This window comes from Stenotrophomonas sp. 21LCFQ19, assembly GCF_056861425.1.
On sequence record NZ_JBSPUF010000001.1, the window covers coordinates 415209 to 436192 of the forward strand.

Here is a 20984-nt window from a genome sequence, read left to right on the forward strand (position 1 = left end):
CCGGCCCACACTGCTGCTGGCGTTAACTGGCCTCGCGCATGACCTCCGCAACTTGACGAAGGATTGGTTTTCTCAATACTTCGCCAATGCTGAGCCAACACTTCCTGTTCTTCTTTGCGATGCTCGGCGCCTTCATTGGCACCGTCCTCGCATCGTTCCTGTGGTGGCGGGCCAAGGGTGAGCCCAGCCAGCGCTGGCTGGCGCTGCTGATCCTGGTCGTGGGCATGCGCACAGGCAAATCGGTTGCTTATTACTTCTGGCCGGACATTCCCCGGGTGTTCCTGCAACTGGGTTTGACCGCCTGCTTCATGATCGGGCCGTGCCTGTTCTTTCTACTGCGTTCGAGCCTGGCCGGCACTCCCGGTCCACGGTTGGCAGACCGCTGGCACCTCATCGCATTGCTGGCCATTGCCATCGGGGTAAACGTGTTCCTGCCCTACACCGGCCATCCCGAGCTGTGGCTGCATACCATCACCCCGGCCATCCAATATGTCTGGCTGGGCTACCTGCTGTTGGCCAGTGGACTGCTGTACCGGCACCGCGCCCAGCTCAAAGGCACACCTTCCGGCGCGTTGCTGCTGGGAGCGCTGCTCGGCGTGTGGCTGATCTGGGCCGCCTATTTCACCGCGGGCTACACCTCTTACATCGTCGGCGCGCTGTCCTTCACCTTCCTCCTGGCCGCGAGCGTGCTGGTCTACCTGCGCCTGCGTTCCGGCCAGGCGCCGATCGAGCCCTACCAAGACCGGCGGATTTCCGATGACGAAGCCGCACCCCAGCTGCAGGCGCTGGCCGACCTGATGGCCCGCGAGCGCCTCTACCTCGATCCGGGGCTGACCCTGCCTCGCCTCGCTCGCCGGCTCGGCATTCCGCAGACCCGGTTGTCGCAGCTGTTGAACGACAACAAGCAGACTTCCTTCAAGCAATACCTGGCACAACTGCGTGTCATCGAAGCGAAATCACTGCTGCTGCAACTGCCGCCAAAGCCGCTTGAGCGGGTCGCCGAGGAAGCTGGCTTCCAATCGATGTCCACCTTCCACGCCGCCTTCAAAAAGCTGGAAGGCCTGCCGCCGGGGGCGTTCCGCGCCGCTGCCGGAAACTCCTGAAATTGATTCCAGCACTCCGGAATTGCATAGCAAGACATTGATTTAAAAGGGGAGATATAGGCTGCAGGCTCACCCCAACGAGCCGGCGCCATGCCCTTACATCGACTCCTCAAACCACTGCTGATCCTGCTGCTGTGCGCATGGCAGGGCGGCATTTCCGACGCCGCCGCGAGCGCCGGGCCCGCCATGGGGCGGTCCTCGACTGACCCGTCGACGCAACAGGCCAGCAGCAACCACCTTGTCGCCAGCAGCGGCCTCGGCGACACCAACCGGGCCGGGCAACAACGCATCCTGTTCATCCTTGCCAGCAGCAAGGTGCACGGCAGCTCCAGCATCCCGGCCAGCATCAGCTTCGGCGAAGTGGTCCATGCCTGGGATACGTTCCAGGCAGCCGGCTATGCAGTGGACTTCGTCACCCCTGACGGCGGCGACGTGCCCATCCTCGACCCCTACGTGGGCAAGGAAGTGGAATCGCGCCTGCAGGACGAGCGCGTCATGCGCGGCCTGCGCAACACCGCCACACCGGCGCAGATCGACCCCGGCCTGTACCGCGCCGTCTATTACGTCGGCGGCAGCAACGCCATGTACGGCGTGGCGGAGAACCGCGCCCTGCAGGACATCGCCATGCATGTCTACGAACGCAATGGCGGGGTGGTCTCGGCCGTGTGCCATGGCACAGCCGGAATCGTGAACCTCAAACTCGCCGGTGGCCAAAGCCTGCTCGCTGGCAAGCGCATCACCGGCTACCCGGAAGAACACGAGGATCGCGACGCCGCCTACTTCAAGGAATTCCCCTTCCTGATCCGGCAGACCGTGCAAGCCCGTGGCGGCCTGTTCCATGCCGTGGACGGCTACGCGCCTTACATCGAAGTCGACGGCCGCGTGATGACGGGCCAGAACTATGCCTCCGCCGCGCCGTTGGCTGCAGCCGTGGTCGATGCGCTGCGCAAGCTTCCCAACCCGCAAACCAGCCAGGCCAGGAGGGATTGAGCGGCCAGAATCCCGTCCAACTCCACGCACATCAACAACCCACACTCCCCAGGAAACCCATGAACACATCAATCCGATCCACCGTTCTCGCCGCAGCACTGCTTCTGCTCCCCACCTCGCTGATGGCACAAAGCACCGAACATGCCGAAGTTGATCGCGCCATGCAGACCCTGCTGCGCGGCTTCGAAGCAGGCGACGCCAACCTGCTCAGCGGCGTACTGCGGAAAGACGGCGTGGTTATCGGCTATTCGTCCAATCGCGGCGCCGTCGTGATGGAGACCACGGAAGAATGGGCCAAAGGGTTTCCCGGCAAGCCAGCGCCGGATGAGGCGCAACGTCACCGCCAGTATCGGATCCTGGATGTCACCGACAGCGCGGCCGTAGTCAAGCTCACGCTCGACTATCCGACATGGGACGGCTCGGACTACCTGGCGTTGGCGAAGATCGACGGCAACTGGATGATCGTCAGCAAGTCGTGGAGCGGGAAGCGCAAGACACCGGCAAGCTGAGCAGCACGCTACTGCTCGCCTGAGTTGCATGGTGAAGCGCCCGGTGAAAACCGGGCGCTTCGTCCATGTGCTGCCGATGGATCCGGATACGTGAACCAGCGCGCGGGACGCCCCTTCCTGCGTCGCCCAACACCCCGCCCAGCGAGGCCGCCCCTGCCTGTGCGGACCGGCATGACTTCTGGCAGGGATATTAGGTGTTATACCTAACTATAGTATCAACACACCGCTCACCAGAGGCGGCATGGACCGGCGCACGCGCGCACCCTGCTCCATGAGCGCGCTGGGGCCAACAACATCAGCATCCAGGGGAACCGATGAGCACAGGAAAAATGAAGGTATGGCTGCTGGCAACGTTGCTGGCTGCCGCCAGCTTGGCCCAGGCCAGCGAAGTGATGGTGGATCGCGGCGCCTACAAGCTGAGCGCCGAGCAGTCGGCAACCGGACCGGTCACGGTGGTCTTCGAGTCGGGTTTCGGCCAGGGCAAGGACACCTGGAAGGACGTGATCGCTGCGCTCGGCCCCGACTACCGCAGCATCAGCTATTCCCGCGTGGGGCTTGGCAAGTCGGGCAGCGATGGCAAGCCCAAGGACATCGACGCCCACCTCGTTGACCTCGGTGCCGTGATCAGTGACCTCGCCGGCGGACAGAAGGTCGTGCTGGTCGGCCATTCGTATGGTGGACTGCTGGCCACCGAGTTCGCACGCCGCCATCCGCAACAACTGCAGGCGCTGGTCCTCGTCGACCCGGCCACGCTGGGCCAGCGACACGCGTTCAAGCAGGCCGATGCAGCACGCGTACTGGCCGATGATGCCACCCTGCTGGGCATGCTGCCGCCGCCCATGGCCGCCGACTACCGGACATTGATCACCCAGCTGGATGCGCCTGACGCGCAGACGCCAAGCACCATGCCGGATCTACCGGTAGCGCTGCTCACCGCCACGCAGGTCGCCGCCGAACCCTTCGTTCTCGAAGAAACAGCTGCCGGCAAAGCGCTGTGGAAGGCGCAGCACGCCGCATTGTTCAGCACCTTCAACCGTGGTTTCCACCGCTACTTCGTCACCGGCCACAACATCCACCGCGAGAACCCGGCAGCGGTTGCCGACGCGATCAGGGACATTGCAGGCAGGCGTTGAACCGCCGGCTCCGTGGGACTGCTGCCAGCACAACGCGAAGCCGGGCAACACCTCACCATCACTGTCACGCAGCGGGCACTGATCGCAGTGCCGTGCCGCCACCGCCTTGAATGATTGAACGGACGCGAGCGAAATGAAAAGAGTGGCTGCCTTGTTGATGCTTCTTCCGGCTTTGGCGCTTCCGCTAGTGGCGCTGGCGCAACCGCGATCGTCACAAGCAGTGCAGGCGGAAGTGCATGCAGAGAAGCTCGATGACTTCATCAACCATGTCGAGGACAACAACGGCGGCATTGGCAGCCTGTCCATCTTCAAGGGCGGCCGCGAGGTCTATGCCAGGCGCTTCGGGCAGCAGAATCTGCCTGGTGTTGCTCACGATGAGAACAGCAGATACCAGATCGCTTCCGTGACCAAGATGGTCACGGCGATCCTGGCCTTCAAGCTGATCGAAGATGGGCGCCTGCGCCTGGATGACAGGCTGTCCAGCTTTTTTCCGGACATGCCTTCCTCACATCGGATAAGCATCGGCAACCTGCTGGAGCACACCAGCGGCCTTGGCAACTTCGCTATCAGGGAAGGCCAGGTATGGGTAACTGATCCGCTAAGCCAGGATGAAATCCTGCGGGAGATACGAACGCAGGGCGTTGCATTCGAACCTGGCGAACGCGTTGCCTACTCCAACTCCGCCTACTTCCTGCTGCGGATGATCCTCGAGCAGGTGTACGGGCGCGACTACCACGACATCGTCGCGCAGGAGATCGCAGCCCCTCTTGGCCTTCGCAACTTCGCTTCCACGCGCTCCCATCCCGGCAACACCTTCAAGTCCTATGCATTCGCCGGGCAATGGCGGGAGATCAAGGAGATCGAGTACTCCAACGTGATCGGCGTTGGTGATATCGCTGCCACCACACACGACCTGGATGTACTGATCACCGCGCTGTTCGAGTACAGGCTGCTGCGCAGGGAGACCGTGGAGCAGATGCAGCCACGGCCGGCTGGCAGCGGCTGGGGACGCGGCCTGGCCGAGTTCACCTACGGCGAGAATCGCTTTCTAGGTCACGGTGGCGATGCTCTCGGCTCGCACTCACGCGTGATCTACAACCCAAGCGATGGCGTGGCGATCGCCTATTCGACCAACGGCGAACGCATCCCGACCAATGATTTTCTGCGAGCAGTCGTGGATCTTTGCTACGGCCGCGAGGAAACCGGGGTCAGAGTGGGGTTTCGTTCCGAAACCCCACTCTGACCCCGGTTTTGCCCCCCCCGGTTCCGCGTATATGGGTAGGGTTTTTTTGGGCCCGGCCCGCTCCACCGGGGGGTTCTTGGGGGAGTTTCGTACCGAACCCCCACTCTGACCCCGGTTTCCCGACCACGGTTTCCGCTTATCTGGCTACCTCCTCCACCGCCGCAAGGATCACATCCGCCACCTTCCGGGGTTGCGACAACTGCGGAACATGGCTTGCATCGAGCGTGGTTACCCGGGCACCGATCTTCTGCGCAAGGTCCTTCTGCAGGCCGGTATCAAGCATATGGTCCTGCTCGCTGATGACGTACCACGATGGTCGGCTCGTCCACGCCGCCGCAGAAGTCTTTGCAGCGAAGTTGGCGCTGTTGGTCGGGTTCTGGGTAGCAGCCAGCAGCTTGGCATCAGTCTGGCTCAGATCCTGTGCGAGGTGGTGCGCTACGCCTTCCAGGGTCAGCGTGAGATAACCGTCCTTGTCAGCATCGAGGTGACTGAAACCGGAAGGTGTCGGGTAACCCTCGGATAGATCGCTCACCGACTGTCCTTGCGATGGGGCGAAGGCAGCAACATAGACAAGTGCTTTCACGCGTTCATCCTCGCCCGCATCAGAAATGACCGCGCCGCCATAGGAGTGGCCAACCAGCACAACCGGGCCGGTCTGCGCCTGGATCGCCCGCTTGGTTTTGGCGACGTCATCCTCCAGCGAACTGAGCGGGTTCTGGACGGCAACCACGTTCAAGCCCTTGGCCTGCAGCAAGGGAATGACCCTGTCCCAGGCATGGCCGTCGGAAAAGGCCCCATGAACCAAAACGACCGTGGGCATCTCAGCCGACGGGAGAGATGCCGCACCGGCCGCTCCAGCGCTCAGGGCAGCGGCAAAAAGCGCGCTTTTCATAAGAAATTGCATGACAGAAGTTCCTGTTTGAGGGATCAAGGCGGCCGGATTCGGCCACGTGGGATCACTCTACATAGGCAACCAAATGAGATAAATTAACTTCCAATTCAATCACTAGAAACCACTGGATTCAAATGGACCGCCTCCATGCGATGCAGGTGTTCACCCGCGCCGTCGAACTGGGCTCGTTCTCGGCAGCGGCGGTTGAGCTGGATATCTCCCCCCAATTCGCCGGCAAACAGATCCAGGCGCTCGAAACCGGGCTGGGTATCAAGCTGCTGAACCGCACCACCCGGCGCCAGAGCCTGACCGAGAGTGGTCAGCTGTTCTACGAGCGGGCAAAGAACATTCTTGCGGAGATGGAAGCAGCCGAAGCGCTGATGGCGGAATCACGCGCAACACCACGCGGCAAGCTGCGCATCAGCGCACCCATCACCTTTGGCAGCCGTGCCTTGGCGCCGTTGCTGCCGCGTTACCTGCAGGAACACCCGGAAGTCACCATCGACCTGAGCCTGAGCAACCGCACGGTCGATCTGCTGGATGAGGGTTTTGATGTTGTCTTCCGTACCGGGCAGCTGCCAGACAGCGGCCTGCAGGCCCGTGTGCTTGCGCCGCTGCAACTGGTGCTGTGTGCTTCACCGGCCTACATCCAGCGCAGCCCGCCGCTGGCGCGACCTCAAGATTTGAAACAGCACGAATGCCTGGTTTTCTCGCACACCTCGATGCGTACGGAATGGCAGTTCGAAGGGGCGGAAGGTCGGGTATCCATTGCCATCCGTGGCAGGTTCAGTACCGACAGCGGTGAGGCACTCAGGGCCGCAGCAATTGCCGGGCACGGCATCCTGTTGCAGCCCAATGCCCTGGTCGCCGACGACCTGGCCGCAGGCCGCCTGCAGCCTCTGCTGCCGGACCATGTATCGCCTGCGCGTGAGCTGCATATGCTGTTTGCACCGGACCGGCGAATGACGCCGAAGCTGCGGAGCTTCCTGGACTTTGCGCAGGAAAACTTCGGCTGATTACGCCGGGAGCCTGCCCGCCAGCCGATGTCGTGTGCGGTGCAGCTGCACGATCTTGTCCCGCCAGCATTGCACCTGGAAAACGTGCCGAACGCAGGCCTGCCGACAACGCAGTTGATCCGTGTACAGCGCATCGTCCGTGAAGTGTGTTTTTTTCCACGACTCATTCCGCTACGACGGGTGCGTACACGGCGTCCCCGCCAAAACGCAGGCCATCAGCATAGCCGCTGGAACCAGTGAATCAGTCCCGGTTAGGCCTGTTAACCTTCGCAGTCATGGATGCCTCTCCTGCCCAACGTGCCGCCGCACTGATCACCCAGCCTGCCGCCAAGCGATGCCGGTCGGGTCGGCATGGCACCCGCATGCCCTTCTCCAATGTCTGATCCAGCCGACAACCCCACTGCCCTGCACTACCGGCTGGATGACCTGCACATCGATGTGGCACGCCAGCGCGTGCTACGCGATGACGGCCAGCTGCTGGACGTCTCCGGGCTCAGCTTCCGCCTGCTACATTACCTGCTGACTCAGGGCACCCGGGTGGTCGGCTTTGATGACTTGATCGCCAACATCTGGGCGCCAGCCATCGTCAACGAAGAGACCGTCACCCAGCGGGTAAGACTGTTGCGGCAGGCGCTGGGGGATGACGGCAGGCAAGCGCGTTACCTGCGTTCGGTGCGTGGCCAGGGCTACCAACTGTGCAGCGAACCCGTTGTCGAGGTGCCTGCGGCAGCACCCGCTCCGGCAGCGAACTCCACGCGCCGCTGGATCATCCCCACGGCTGCGTTGCTGCTGATCGTGGCCGGCGTTCTCTACTGGCAATGGCCGAGCCCGGATGCAACCGCCGCTTCACCACTGCTGCAGCGCGCGGACTACTACGCCGGCATCGGCCAGCGCGACAACAACGAACGTGCCATCGCGCTGTATCGGCAGCGCCTGCAGGAGGCTCCTGATGATGTGCAGGCACAACTCGGCCTTGCCCGTGCCCAGGCGGCGCGCACCTGCCTGTACAACGGCAGCGGCGAGGACGCCGAGCAGGCATTGCAGCTGGCGCAGGCAGTGATTGCACGCCATCCGACGTTGGCGGCTGCACATGCGGCACGCGGCTATGCACACGATTGCCGTGGCGAGGTCCGAGCGGCGTTGGCCGCTTATGAACATGCGGTGCAGTTGGACCCGGCCGCCGACGCCAGCCGCGCTTCGGCTGCCTACCTTTACGCGCGGCAGGGGCGCTTGAGCGATGCGCTGGCCGCAAACCTGGCCGTGCGCGCACCCGAGCGGGTGCGCTTCTGGGAATTGCAGGTTGCGTCCAATCTTGATCTGCTTGGCTACTCCGCAGCAGCGGAGGCCCGCTACCGGCGCAGTTTCCAACTGTATCCGGACAACGTGTTCTCCAACATCGCCTGGCCAACCTTCCTCTACGAGCACGGCCGCTCCGGCGAAGCACAGGCAGCGCTGGATGAGGCCTACGCCCGCCATACCGAACATGCCTCGCTGCACCTGCTATCGGCAGAACTGGCACTGCAGCGCGGTGATCTCACTACCGCGCACACTGCCGCGCAGCGTGCGCGGGCACTGCGGCCACAGGCCAGTTGGCCGACCACCTTCGCCTGGATCATCAGCGCCGAGCCCACGCCGACGTCAGCGCAGCTGTTGGCGCACTCCGCCGCGTTGCGGGCTGGCCTTGCACAAGGCGGCGATCCGTCCGATGGAATCGAGGCCGCCCTGCTGGCGGATCTCGCAGGCGAGCGCCAGGCCGCGCTGGAGGCACTGCAGACAGCGGTGAGCGCCGGTTACCGCAATGCCAGCTACCTGCAGGTATCACCCTTGTTTGCCGAGCTTCGCAAGGACCCCGGCTTCACCCCACTGCTGCAGACGGTAGCAGCGGCCGTGGCCGCCGACCGGACGCGGGTCCTCGCTTCCGGTCAGCTGCCAGCCGATGCGCAGGCGGTTACGGCAACGCGCTGAGGACGTAGTCCTGCAGCAACTTCTGGGTTTCCTGGTGCATGCCGCGCTGGTTGAAGCGGGTCCGCGTGACCACGACCACCAACTGCCTCTCCGGCACCACGAACACCGCGTTGCCACCATTGCCGGACATCGCCCAGGCATGCACGGGCTTGCCGCCTGCGCTGAACGGGAAGCGCCAGATCTGGTAGCCGTAATCGGCATCGAACGGGGTCTGCGCGTGCACCTCGGTCATCGCCCGGATCCAGGCGGCGGGCAGCACCTGTTGGCCCTTCCAGCGGCCGCCGTCGATGATCAGCTGACCGAGTTTGGCCAGATCGCGACTGCGGTACTCGGTGCCACCACCGCCCATGCCGACGCCCTCGGATGAGCGGTTCCAGACCGACGTCTCGATTCCCAACGGCCGCTCCAGTGCCTCGGTGGCGAAGCGCTGCAAGGGCATGCCGCTGGCCCGCTCGACAATGGCACCGAGCATGAAGGAATTGGCCGTGCAGTAGGCGAAGGCGCGCCCGTGCGGGCTGTCTGCCGGCCGCTTGGTCCATGGCGCATAGCCGCGCTCAGGCAGGTCAAGGGCGAAGCCGGTCCAGTCGGCGCTGACATACATGCGCTCCTCATGCCCGGCGGAGTACTCGTTGTTGTCGTCGCACTCCCACTGTGCGCTCATCGTCAGCAGGTCTTCGACCGTCATCGCGTTCTTGAACGCCCCCGGGTGGGCCGGCGACCGCTCCGGGAAGAAACCAAGGACCGGCGCGCTGACCCCGCTGATCAGGCCGCGGTCGATGGCAGCGCCAACCAGCATCGCGGTCACGCTCTTGGTCAGCGAACGGGTGTTGTGCAGGCGGCTGCGGTCGGCGCCGTTGAAGTAGGTCTCATGCACCAGCGCCCCTCGGTGCACCACCAACACGCTGGTGGTATCCGGCGCCTGGCCGCTGTTGATGGCGGCATCCAGGGCGGTGAACTTGCTGGCGTCCAGTCCGTGGCTGGTCGGGTCGGCGACGGGCCAGTCATCGCTGGCTGGCGGGGCTGCTGCGGCGTCCGCACCAAGCAACAACGCGGCGAACAAAGGAAGGCGGATCAACAGTGACATCGGGGTGCTCCATGTGTGGAGCGCCCAGCCGAACATTCCCTTGGATGAAACGCCTGATGCCTGGATGAAGATTCATGAAGTTGTTTGCAATCAGTGGCTTGGCGGAAAGGCAAAACCGGGGTCAAAACCGGGGTCAGAGTGGGGGTTAGGTGCCAAAACCCCCCACGGCCCCCGGTTTTTGCAGGGGTTGCTCTGGCTTACAGCTTGGCCCTGTCAGTAACAAACACCGGCAGCGGCACATCCAGCACGTCCGCGCTGAGCCCGCGTCCGGCCAGGAAACCGGCGATGTTGTCGGCGATGGCCGGATTGCCTACCCACATTTCGTTGTCATGGCTGGCGCTGCGCACCAGCAGCTCCCTGCCCTTTCTGAAGCCGGGCAGCAGCGCCTGGGCATTGGCATGCGGGGTGCGGCCGTCCAGCGTGCCGCTGATGAACAGCACCGGCACGTCGCTGCGCAGTGGCGCACGGAAGGCCTCACCCAGGTCCAGCATGCCCAGGCCATCAGCAACGTCCGGGAACGGGAAGTTCAAGGCGTCGCCGAGCAGGCTCTGGCGTGCCTGGGCGGCAGCCAATGCGCGCCGTTGCGGACTCTGCCCGGAGGCCACATCCATCGCCGTCGGCATGGCGCGCCAGCCGCCCAGGCCCTCGCGCACCATCAAGGCGATCGCACCGAGCAGGTCATAGTTGCCGGCCTCAGCCTCACGCAGTGCCAGCGGCAGCATGCGCTGGGTGGAGCGGCGACCAAGTGCTATCGCTATCGCCATCTGCGCATCGAACTCGCCGATGGTCACTTTCCTGCCCCCGTGCATCGGGCTGCTGCCCTGCCCCGGCTGCTCCCGCAACTTGGCCAAAACACGCTGCGCCGATCCCTGCAGATCCTCGAAGCCGTCCTTCCTGGCGATGACCGCCAGGTCAGCCAGCAATGCGTCGGCCGTCAGCGGCAGCTTGAGCGTATCGTCCGGACCTTCGCTGCCCATCAACACCACGCGCTCCAGGCTGTCCGGGTGACGGCGCACGGTCGCCAGCGCCAGGTGCGTGCCGTAGCTCATGCCCCACAGGCTCAGCTTCGGCAGCGCCATCGCCTTGCGCAGGTACTCGATATCGTCGGCACTCTCGGCGGTGGTATAGGCGCCCAGATCAACTCCTGCGTCCTTCCAGAAGGCAAGGCAGCTGACCAGTGACGCCTTCACCGCTACCAGCGCCGCGTCGCGCTGCAGCGGTTTGGCATCATCGAACTTGTGTTCGTGCGGGCATTCCGGGGGCATCTCGGAGAAGTCGGTGCCGCGTTGATCAAGCAGCAACACATCAGTCTCGCGGCGAACCCGGTCGAATACCGGCCAGCGCGGGCCCAGCGCGGTGCCGAAGCCCGACCCGCCCGGGCCACCGGCCAGATAGACCACCGGGGCATTGCGGCCATCGCCACCGGTCGCCGGCAAGCGCACGACACGCAGGCGGATACGCGGCCCGTTCGGCTCACTGTGGCGACGCGGGACTTCGAGGAAAGCCTCTTCGGTGGCGATGGTGCCGTTGTTCTTGGTCTGCATTGCATAGGGTGCAAACACCAGCGGCGCAACCGAGTCCTTGGCCAGCGCCGGCGAGGCGCAGGCCAGGGCCAGGCACAGCGCCAACAGGCGACCGCTACGTCCCAGCTTCCCCTTCCCGGTCACAAGCACTCCGCCAGCGTCGTGTTGATGCCCAGCGACAAGCGAGGCGTTTGAAGGAGCCGCCAACGACTGCAGGCAAGGACGGCAAGCACTGGAAACAGATAGAGAGTTGTTGGACATGGCCGGCTCCGACTAAGTGGGAAGGTGGGTGTTGCCGTGGCCCCGACAACCCGGAAAAACCTCCCGTTGCCTCGCCACGGAGCCAGCATCCCTCCCTCAACGGCGCTTGCGGGGCGCGCGTCCGCCGAACAGCTCCAACCCACCGCCCAGCGTCTCCGCGCAGCCGATACGATAGGCCCATGCCGATCCTACGAATCCTGAGCGTACTGGCCGTGCTGGTCTTCGCGGTCGCCGCGTGGCTGGCGGTGCTGCTGCGCGACGTCAACAGCGTGCATGTACTGAGCGGAGAAATGGCACCTGCCAGGGTGACCGCCGCTGGTGGTCTGCCGACCTCACCGCCAGCCGACATCCATTGGCAACCAATCGATCAACAAACGCTGGCCAGCTGGCGCGGCCCGTACTGGCTGCGCTGGCAATCGCCGGCGTCCACCAAGCCTGACGATGGCGGCCGCGCCCTGCGCCTGTCGCTGCGTGGCGCCAGCCAGCTCTACTGGAACGGCCAGCCGATGCAGGGCAATGGCGTCGTCGGCACCAGCGCCGCGCAGGAGCAGCCCGGCAAGGTCGACATCACCCGCGTACTGCCACCTTCCTCGCCCACGGGCACAGACGAACTGCTGGTACTCGCGTCCAGCCACCACCAGCAGTTCGGCCTGTACAGCGCCGATGCCCTGGTTGCGGTGGCACCGGCCGTGGTGCTGTTCCAGCGCATGATCCTGCCCTGGTTGATCGCAGCCCTCGCCACCGGCGCACTCGCAGCAGCCTGTCTGTACTTCCTTGCGCTGCAGCACGGCCGGCCGCAGATGCCGGGTGGGCGACTGTTGCTCGCGCTGTGCGCGGTCGGGATTGCACTGCCGGTGGTCGAAGGCTGGCGACCGTTGCTCGGCTATCTCTATCCATGGCACGGCCTGCGACTGTATGCGCTGCTGGCGTTGCACGTGGCAGCGGCCATGCTGCTGCCAGCCTACCTGGCGCGACGCTACGGCGTTGCCGTGCCCAAGGGCCTGGGCATCGCCTACGCGACCGCACTGGTGATGACGGCCGTGCTGCTACCCAGCTTCGACATCCGTTCGGCGGTGGCGCTACTGCTGAGTCTGCTGGCCTCGTCTGCGCTGCTGCTGCGGGCCAATGGTGAGCGCGAAGAACGCTGGCCGATCCTGGCCCTGCTGGTCGCCGGCGTACTGGCCTTGTTGTTTGCCCCCGGGGCCTTCCTCGATGGCCCCTACTTCCTGCTGCTCGCGGTGCTGGTGGGCTTCCTGCTGCTCTGCCATGCCGCACAGGTGCGGGCCCTGGACCTGCACAACGCACGCCTGCGCGAAGAGCGTGCAAGCTTGTCGCTGCAGTTGCTGCAGCGTGGCATCCAACCACATTGGCTGATGAACACGCTCACCTGCCTGCAGGAGCTGATCGAACAGGCTCCGGCAAAGGCCAGCCGTCTGGTCGAATCGCTGGCCGAGCAGTTCGATCGCCTGCGCGACAGCAGCAGCCGACAGAGCGTGCCGCTCAGCGAAGAACTGGCCCTGTGTCGCAACCATCTGGATATCGTCGGCCAGGCCCTTGACCAGCCGATGACGCTGGAGGTGGATGCCAACGACCTGCAGCTGTCGCTGCCGCCCGGTGTGCTGCATGCACAGGTCGAGAACGCCTTGACCCACGCCGGCGCGGTGGCCTGCGCACAGCGCCCATTCCGCCTGCGCGTGCAGCGCGACAAACAGCATTGGATCCTGGAACTGCGTAGCGCGCGCGGCTCCGCGCCGCATCGTGGCCAGGGCACCGGCACCCGTTATATCGAGGCCAGCCTGGCCGCCTCCCATCCCAATCGCTGGCACTACAGCCAAGGCGCCGATGGCGCCGACTGGTGCAGCCGTATCGAGCTCACATGCGCATATTGATCGTCGAAGATGAGCCGCTGCTCCGCCAGCGCCTGCTGCGGCTTTGTGCGGAAATAGCGGGCACGCGTGCGCGCTTCGATGCGGTCGCCGATCTGGATGCCGCCGGTGACCGGTTGCAGCGCAGCGTCTACGACGGTCTGCTGCTCGACCTCAACCTCGGCGGCGAAGATGGCTTTGACCTGCTGCGCAGCGCGGTCGCCGGCCGCTACCACTGCGTGGTCGTATCCGCCCACCGCGAGCGCGCCCTGCAGGCGTTTGAGCACGGCGTGCTGGATTTTGTGCCCAAGCCGTTCTCGCGTGAGCGCCTGGGCCAGGCACTGGAACGCCTGCTGGATGTAGGCCGCTACAGTTCCGGCCGCGCACGCTACCTCGGCATCTGGCGCGCGCAGGGCACCGCCCTGATCGAACTGGCCGACGTGCAGTGGATCCGTGCCGACGGCGACTACAGCGAGCTGCGCATGCGTGATGGCCGCAGTGAGCTGCACGACAAATCCCTGGCCGGACTGAGCGCGGTGCTGCCACCCGATTTCATCCGCTGCCACCGTTCCTACCTGGTCAACCTTCGCCATGTCAGCACCTTGCATTCGGGTAGCGGCAGTCGGTACTGGTTGGTACTCAATGGCGGCGGGGAGCTGCCGGTCGGGCGTGCCCATGTGGCCGGCCTGCGGCAGGCACTCGCGCTTGAATGAACCAGCCGACGACATGAAAGCGAGCAGACGCCGTAGCCCGGGTAAGCGCAGCGCACCCGGGAGCTTGCAGAGCGGTGCGAAGTCGCGTGCCCATACAAGCACATCAACGCCATATCTGACTCAACGATTCCCCGGGTGCGCTGCGCTTACCCGGGCTACGTGGTTACGCTGAAGATCTCAGACGGTTCGTCTGCCGATGGAATCTGCGGCGGCTGCTCAAGGGCTCTGGGGCATTGAACGCGCCTTGCTCAACGCGTCCTCAAAACTCTCCTTGTGCTCGTCCACCAGTCGGGCGAGCAGGCCAGGGTCCACAAATGCATCCTCATCGCCATCGGCGCGTTGCGCCTGCCGCTCAAGGATGCCGGTGGTATCGGGATGGCCGCTCAGGACGATGTCCGCCTGCATCGCGCCAAGCTTTGCAAACGTAGCGCGGAAATCCTCGGCGATCGTCGGGTAACTGCGATTCCCAACCAGCGTATTGCCGGCGACGGTAATGCTGCACAGGAACAACACCTCACGCGACGTGCCACGGTCATTCACGGTCATGCTCCAGCTGGTGCAACCGGCGGTGTGCCCCGGCGTGAGATGCGCCGTCAGCTCGACGTCACCAAGCCGCAGCTTCTGCCCATCGCTGACGATCTCATCCAGCTTGATCGGATCGAAGGGCTGGATGCCGTAGTTGTTGTCGCCCTGGTTCCTGCCGTTCTCAAGCGCCCAGCGGTCGCCAGCGCTGGCGGCATAACGTGCACCGGTGTCGCGCTTGAGTGCTGCCATCGCGCCGACATGATCCGCATGGGCATGGCTGCTGAGCAACAGCCGCACATCATGCAGCGGCACACCCAGGCTTTCGATGTTGCGCTCGATCTGATCCGCATTGGCAGCAAGCGGAGCATCCAGCAGGATCGCCCCCTGCTCCGACACGATCAGGTATGCCGCCAGTCCCTCGCTGCCTACGTAATAGATGTTGTCGACGATATGAAATGGTTTGATCGGTGTCGTCCAGTCCGCAGGCGGTCCAGCCCACGCCGCCGCCGCCGCCGACACCGCTCCGGCAAACACCATCGCCGCCACCTGCAATCTCCTGCGAATTCCCTGCTTCTGCATCATCTCTGCACCTTGTCCAATACGTGCAGGAACTGTGCGCCGTAGAGGAGATTGCGACAAATGCGTAGAACTGGGCCGAGCCATGAGTTTTTCCTGGCCTTCGCCCATCCGCGGGCAGGCCGGTACGATACGTGCCAGGCACCTCGCCATCCGGCAATGAACGGCCGGCGTCCGCAGCACACCGTAATTGCAATTCTCCGGCCTGCAATTTTTACGGTGTTTTCATCGCGGCGTATCACCACCCCGCCGCGCCCAGCAGTATCTTCGCGTCCATCCGCCCCGAGAAGCCACAATGATCCGTCGATCCTTGTCCCTGCTGCTTCCGCCCCTGTTTGCGGCTGCAGCGCTGTCGGGCTGCGACGCTCCCGACAACGCAACCGCCGTTGTCGATAAGGCCCCGGCAGCAGATGCCAATGAACTCCCGTTGTTCGACACCTTCGGCGACCTGCACCGCGACATCGGCAGCAAGGTGCCATTGGCACAGCGCTACTTCGACCAGGGTCTGCGCCTTGCCTATGGCTTCAACCATGAAGCTGCCGGACGTGCATTCGCCCAAGCCGCGCGCTTGGACCCGGCATGTGCAATGTGCATCTGGGGCCAGGCCTTGGTGCTTGGGCCAAACATCAATCTGCCGATGGACCCCGCGGCCGCCAAGGAAGCCACCGCATTGGCGGCACGTGCCGCCACACTTGCCACTGGCGCGCGACCCGTCGACCAGGCGCTGATCCAGGCACTGCAGAAACGCTACAGCGATCCCGCACCAGAAGACCGCAAGCAACTGGACCATGACTACGCCGACGCGATGGCAGCGGTGGTGGCGCAGTTTCCTGAAGACGATGATGCCGCCACGCTGTACGCGGAGGCCTTGATGGATCTCTCGCCGTGGGCTTATTGGCAGGATGGCAAGCCCGCCGAGTTCACCCAGGCATTGGTCGGTGAGCTGGAGCGCGTGCTGGCGCGCAACCCGCGCCATATCGGCGCGATGCACTACTACATCCACGCCATGGAATCCTCGCCCGAGCCAAAGCGCGCCGAGCCCTACGCCGATGCGCTGGCTGCGCTGGCGCCGGGCTCCGGCCACCTGGTGCATATGCCCGCGCATATCTACATCCGTGTTGGCCGCTACCACGATGCAACCCTGACCAATCTGGCTGCGACCACCGCCGACAAGGACTTCCTCGCGGTCTGCCGTGGTAGCAATGGCGTGTATCCGCTGGGCTACGTGCCACACAACTGGCACTTCGCCACGATGACCACCGGACTGACCGGCTCGCGCACGCTGTCCATGCAGGCCGCCAGACAGACGGCCGATCGGGCGGACCGCGCGGTCATGGGCGAGGCGCCGATGCAGTTCATGCAGCAGTTCGTGGTGGCACCGCTGCTTACCCAGGTCCGCTTCGGTGATTGGGACGGCATCCTCGCCGACACCGGCACTGCAGCCGAACTCCCCTATCCTGCCGCGATCCGCCATTTCGCCCGCGGCATGGCCCATGCCCGCAAGGGCGCACTGGCAGAAGCAACACGCGACGCCGAAGCCCTGCATGCCATCACCGCCGATACGGCAATGGCGCAGGTCAGCTTCTTCGACATCAACCACGCAGACAGCGTGCTGCGTGTTGCCGATGCACTCCTGCGTGGCGAACTGCTACGCGCGCAGGGAAAACACAGCGAAGCGATTACCGCCTTGCGAGAGGCTGCAGCCGCCGAAGATGCCCTGGCCTACAACGAACCCGCCGACTGGCCGCTACCCGTGCGCCCCTACCTGGGCGCCGCGCTGCTGGAGACAGGTGATGCGAGATCCGCAGCCGAAGCCTTCAATCAGGACCTGAAGACCTATCCGGCCAATGGCTGGTCGTTGTTCGGGCTGGCACAGGCACAACAGGTGCTGGGCCAGGCCGATGCGGCAGCCGAAACCAAACGCCAGCACACAGCAGCCTGGCAATGGGCGGATGCGCCACTGGCAGCCGCGCGCTATTGAACCAGCAGCGCTGGCTGCGACCTGGCTGCATCCACATCCGGCTGCAGCTCGGCCATCGCTGCCAGCGCCGCCGTCTCGCGCTGCTGCCAATCGCCGCGCAGCTGGAAAAAAGGAATCCGCCGGCTGCCTAGCTCACGCAGATACCAGGCATGCTGCCAGCGCCGGAACGCCTCGTCGCGTCGGGTACCGTCCTGCACGAATGGAACATCAGGGTCACACAGCAATACCAGGTCATAGCGACGTCGCGACAATTCCAGCAAGCACGGATCGGCGCGACCAAACATCGCCTCGGCGTACAACAAGGTGGTCAACGGCGAGGTGTCGCAGAACAGCCAGCCGGTGGCGGCACCCAGCAGATCTTCCTCGCGCGCCACCTGGGTCTGGGCGATATGCAACAGATCCGACTCCTGCAACTGCCCATCCTGCGCCTCCCATAGCTCGCGGCCATACTCCGCCGCGTAGACGCTATCGCAGCGCGTGGCCAGTGTCTGGACCAGCGTTGATTTCCCGGTGGATTCACCGCCCAGCAACACCACCCGCCTGACAAAATCACGGTACACGAGCGGCGCCAGCTGCTGCCGCTGCGCATGCAGGTCCGCGCGCACTGCAGTGCCCGATACCGGCACGCTGCGCCGTGCCGGATCGACCTCAACGTGCGCCACCGCGCGGCCGCCATGCAGTTGCTGTTGCTGCGACAGCACTGCAGCGAAACCGGGCCCGTAGTCCTCGCTGGTGAATACCAGATCCACCTCGCTCTGGATCACCTCGCGCAGCAGCCAGGCCATGAACAGGCGATGCGCCTCGTCGCTGGCATCGTTATCCGGCAGGCATCGCTGCGGCAGCCCCAAGCGCTGACAATGTGCGGCCAGGCGCACGTCGTCGAGCACCCAGTGGTTGGCGTCGGGATACAGCGCACGCAGCCAGGCCTCGCGTCGCGCAGGCCCCATGCCGGGAAACTCGGGCTTGGTGTAACTGACCACGACCAGGCGCTCGCAAGCGGCCTGTGCATGATCCAGCAGCAACTGGTGGCCGCGATGCAGCGGGCAGAACTTGCCCACCACCAGGCCAACCCGCAGCATGCTCACGCAGCCGCGCCCTGCTCGCGCCACAGCCGGCGCCAATGCCGCCAGGCCAACCAGGCGTTGATCCAATACGCTGCATACAGCACGGACGTCAGGGTGAGCCCGCGCGAGGCGTACAGCGGCACCGCGATGGTGTTGACCAGCACCCACACCGGCCAGGTCTCGATGCGCCTGCGCATCAGCAGCAGCTGCGCCAGCACCGACAGGCACAGCACCGAGGAATCGGCGAACGGCGCGTAGGCGTCGGTGAAGCGATGCAGCACCAGTCCGTAAGCAGCACCGGCCAGCAACGCACCTACGCCCATCAGGACGAAGCTGCGTAACGGCGTGCGCTTGATCGGCAGTGCCGCATGGCTGGCGCTGGCGTGCCAGTTCCACCAGCCGAACATGCTGGCGACGACGAAGAACACCTGCAGCAGCACATCGGCATACAGCTGGGTATGCCAGAACAGCAGGCCGAACAGCGAGCAGCCAATGATGCCCGTCCACCAGGTATGTACGCTGTTGCGCGCCGCACACAGGATGGACGCGGTGGCGAAGGCGTTGGCCGCGATTTCCAGTGCGGTCATGCGCCCAGGCCTTCGTTGAGATCGGTGGTGTATTGCAGCACTTTGTCCTCCACGTGCATCAGCACGACCTGTACCGGCAGGTCGTCCAGGGTATGTTGCAGGGCCGCTTGCGCCTGCTGTGCGTAACCGGCCTCGACGGCTGGTAGATGCAGGTTGACGCTGCCGTCGCCCTGCTGGTGCACACGAAAGCGCGACAGCGGCAGCGCCGCCAAGGCGTGGGTCAGGTCGATGTTGTTGATCCAGCGGCCACTGCGGGTGCGGTAGCGTACCGGTCGCCTGCCCTGCAGGTCGACAATCATCGGCACATCACCACACATCGCCAGCGCGCCACGGTCGCCAGTGCGGTAGCGCAGCAGCGGCAGGCAGAAGTTGAAACCACCGGTCAAGGTGATCTCACCGACCTGTCCATCCGCAACGGCACGACCGGCATCGTCCAGCACCTCCACATACATGCCCGGCTGCAGCAGCACGTGGCCACCGGCGGCGGCATCATGCACCGCCAGCGGACCGGCTTCGTTCATCGAGTAAATGTCCAGTACGGGGCAGTCGAATCGTTGCTGCAAGGCCTGCCGCAGGCCCGGCGACAAGGCCATCGACACCGACAGCAGCGCGCGTGGCCGGTGGCTGACCCCCAGTTCCAGCAAGGTGGCGAAGGAGATTGGGTCACCGGCAATCACTTCCGGCTGCAGCGCATCGATATAGCGCGCGCGGTCATCGGGATGACGCCACTCATCCGGATGCAGGTTGATCTTGGCCAGCCCGGACTCGTCCATGCTCGGCGTCACCGATACATAGGTGAAGCAACGCCGCTGCATGCCCAGCAGCATCACGCCCATCTGTCCGCGACCGTTGCGCAGCTGTACGCCAGCGCGCGCCAGCGCACGCTTGTGGTAGGCCAGATAGCGACCGGCCACGACTGGATGCGAGGGCAGCACCAGCGGATGGCCGGTGGTTCCGGTGGTGCGGAAATTCATCATCCGCTGCAACGGCACCGGATCTGGCACGAACTGGGCGATATCGGCGGCAAGGTCACCGCGATGGGTGGTAGCGATGTCCTCGAAACATGCGGCACGACCGCGCGCGCGAAAATACGGTACCTGTGCCACCACATCCTCGACAAAGCCCTGCAGCCACGGTGGCGGTGAACCCGGCTGCCACTGGAAGCCCGCGCCGAGGATGTCGTCTTCGTACCCGCGCAGTTGCTGCACTTCCTCGGCGAGCAGTCGATTGCCGCTCTGGTTGCGGTAGCGCGGTGCTGCCGGGTGCTCGCGCATCCGCTGCAGCATCGCCCCGCCCGCTTCGCTCAGGGTGGGATAGCGCTCGCCGTCGTGCGGGTCTCGATTCACTCGCGCGGTCACTCGCGCGTCCATTTGTCCGCCGATTCCTCGGCGGCCTTGCGTGCCAGCGCCTCGCGGATGGCACGTGCGCGCGCTTCAGCAGCGCGGCTGGCTTCCAGCAGGCGGCGGCGCTCGACGCTGCTGACACTGGCCAGGCGATCGGCTGCCTGTGCCGCGGTTTCACCCGCAGGCAGCAAGCCAAGACGGGCGATGGCGGTACGCACCAGCTCCTCGCGCCGGTCCGGGTCGTGCAGATAGCGGTTCACTGCGGCCTCCGCTGCCAACGCGGGCACTGCCTCGGCAAATACCGGCAGCAGCGCCTCGCGCGGGAAGCGCAGCGCGTGCCAGGCCTCATCGGCGAGCAGCCAGGCCATCACCGCGGACAGACTCAGCTGGTTGGCGGTGACCGCCGCCAGGTTGCCGGACAGGCTGGCCTGCAACGCAGCAGGCAAGGCGACGCCGTGCAGGGCCAGCACGTCATTGACCACGGCGGCGACCTGCAGCTGCCCTTCGCGGCCGCGCCGTGGCGGATCGAGGAAGTCCGGTGGTGTATCGATCAGGCGACGCAGCAGGGCGTCCAGCGAGGCGCTGTTGCTCATGGTTGATTCCGTAAGGTG

At 64.8% G+C, this 20984-nt stretch carries 18 protein-coding genes; 10 read left to right on the forward strand and 8 right to left on the reverse strand.

Going from position 1 to position 20984, the window contains the following annotated elements; genetic code table 11:
- Positions 1-86: 86 nt before the first annotated feature.
- The 5 genes from AC13FW_RS01830 (at position 87) to AC13FW_RS01850 (ending at position 4978) form a co-directional block, all read left to right on the forward strand.
- Positions 87-1103, forward strand: a complete 1017-nt coding sequence (locus AC13FW_RS01830) for an AraC family transcriptional regulator (protein ID WP_482987987.1) — start codon at positions 87-89, stop codon at positions 1101-1103.
- Between the two features lie 90 nt (positions 1104-1193).
- Positions 1194-2093: a type 1 glutamine amidotransferase domain-containing protein gene (locus AC13FW_RS01835; RefSeq protein WP_482987988.1), complete on the forward strand. Its 900-nt coding sequence runs from the start codon at positions 1194-1196 to the stop codon at positions 2091-2093.
- Positions 2094-2152: 59 nt separating this feature from the next.
- Complete coding sequence (locus AC13FW_RS01840) at positions 2153-2602, forward strand: nuclear transport factor 2 family protein (protein WP_482987989.1); 450 nt, start codon at positions 2153-2155, stop codon at positions 2600-2602.
- A 314-nt stretch (positions 2603-2916) separates the two neighbouring features.
- On the forward strand, positions 2917-3735 hold the full coding sequence (locus AC13FW_RS01845) for an alpha/beta fold hydrolase (RefSeq protein ID WP_482987990.1): 819 nt from the start codon (positions 2917-2919) through the stop codon (positions 3733-3735).
- 232 nt (positions 3736-3967) lie between these two features.
- Positions 3968-4978, forward strand: a complete 1011-nt coding sequence (locus tag AC13FW_RS01850; protein WP_482987991.1) for a serine hydrolase domain-containing protein — start codon at positions 3968-3970, stop codon at positions 4976-4978.
- A gap of 136 nt (positions 4979-5114) precedes the next feature.
- Here the strand turns inward: AC13FW_RS01850 and AC13FW_RS01855 are convergent, their stop codons facing one another.
- On the reverse strand, positions 5115-5909 hold the full coding sequence (locus AC13FW_RS01855; RefSeq protein ID WP_482987992.1) for an alpha/beta fold hydrolase: 795 nt from the start codon (positions 5907-5909) through the stop codon (positions 5115-5117).
- A 95-nt stretch (positions 5910-6004) separates the two neighbouring features.
- On the opposite strand from AC13FW_RS01855, the gene AC13FW_RS01860 reads away from it, so the two are divergent.
- Together AC13FW_RS01860 and AC13FW_RS01865 are read left to right on the forward strand one after the other, a co-directional pair.
- Complete coding sequence (locus AC13FW_RS01860; protein ID WP_482987993.1) at positions 6005-6886, forward strand: LysR family transcriptional regulator; 882 nt, start codon at positions 6005-6007, stop codon at positions 6884-6886.
- A 375-nt stretch (positions 6887-7261) separates the two neighbouring features.
- On the forward strand, positions 7262-8851 hold the full coding sequence (locus AC13FW_RS01865; protein WP_482987994.1) for a winged helix-turn-helix domain-containing protein: 1590 nt from the start codon (positions 7262-7264) through the stop codon (positions 8849-8851).
- Here AC13FW_RS01865 and AC13FW_RS01870 read toward each other — a convergent pair.
- A complete protein-coding gene (locus tag AC13FW_RS01870) occupies positions 8835-9935 on the reverse strand; it encodes a serine hydrolase domain-containing protein (protein WP_482987995.1) in 1101 nt (366 codons plus the stop codon). The genes AC13FW_RS01865 and AC13FW_RS01870 overlap by 17 nt on opposite strands.
- A 197-nt stretch (positions 9936-10132) precedes the next feature.
- Entirely contained in the window at positions 10133-11602 is a 1470-nt protein-coding gene (locus AC13FW_RS01875) for an alpha/beta hydrolase (protein ID WP_482987996.1), read from the reverse strand.
- 296 nt (positions 11603-11898) lie between these two features.
- Here AC13FW_RS01875 and AC13FW_RS01880 point away from each other — a divergent pair, with 296 nt between their 5' ends.
- A complete protein-coding gene (locus tag AC13FW_RS01880; RefSeq protein WP_482987997.1) occupies positions 11899-13608 on the forward strand; it encodes a histidine kinase in 1710 nt (569 codons plus the stop codon).
- Positions 13596-14297 (forward strand): LytR/AlgR family response regulator transcription factor, encoded by a 702-nt coding sequence (locus tag AC13FW_RS01885; protein ID WP_482987998.1) that lies wholly within the window; start codon positions 13596-13598, stop codon positions 14295-14297. Before AC13FW_RS01880 ends, AC13FW_RS01885 begins: the two co-directional genes overlap by 13 nt.
- A gap of 216 nt (positions 14298-14513) precedes the next feature.
- Here AC13FW_RS01885 and bla read toward each other — a convergent pair whose 3' ends face one another.
- Positions 14514-15404 (reverse strand): subclass B3 metallo-beta-lactamase, encoded by an 891-nt coding sequence (bla, locus tag AC13FW_RS01890; protein ID WP_482987999.1) that lies wholly within the window; start codon positions 15402-15404, stop codon positions 14514-14516.
- A 289-nt stretch (positions 15405-15693) separates the two neighbouring features.
- Between bla and AC13FW_RS01895 the strand changes: the two genes are divergently transcribed.
- Positions 15694-17379, forward strand: a complete 1686-nt coding sequence (locus AC13FW_RS01895; protein WP_482988000.1) for a tetratricopeptide repeat protein — start codon at positions 15694-15696, stop codon at positions 17377-17379.
- Here the strand turns inward: AC13FW_RS01895 and AC13FW_RS01900 are convergent.
- From AC13FW_RS01900 to AC13FW_RS01915, 4 genes are read right to left on the reverse strand one after another with little or no spacing between them, the layout of a single operon-like run.
- Positions 17373-18458 (reverse strand): AAA family ATPase, encoded by a 1086-nt coding sequence (locus AC13FW_RS01900; RefSeq protein WP_482988048.1) that lies wholly within the window; start codon positions 18456-18458, stop codon positions 17373-17375. The two genes, AC13FW_RS01895 and AC13FW_RS01900, sit on opposite strands and share 7 nt — an antisense overlap.
- Before the next feature lie 2 nt (positions 18459-18460).
- The gene (pnuC, locus tag AC13FW_RS01905; protein ID WP_482988001.1) at positions 18461-19030 is read right to left on the reverse strand and encodes a nicotinamide riboside transporter PnuC; all 570 of its coding nucleotides are present in this window, start codon (positions 19028-19030) and stop codon (positions 18461-18463) included.
- Entirely contained in the window at positions 19027-20400 is a 1374-nt protein-coding gene (locus AC13FW_RS01910) for an AMP-binding protein (RefSeq protein ID WP_482988002.1), read from the reverse strand. The genes pnuC and AC13FW_RS01910 overlap by 4 nt, the downstream gene beginning before the upstream one ends.
- Positions 20385-20966 (reverse strand): hypothetical protein, encoded by a 582-nt coding sequence (locus AC13FW_RS01915; protein ID WP_282268022.1) that lies wholly within the window; start codon positions 20964-20966, stop codon positions 20385-20387. Before AC13FW_RS01915 ends, AC13FW_RS01910 begins: the two co-directional genes overlap by 16 nt.
- Between the last annotated feature and the right edge of the window lie 18 nt (positions 20967-20984).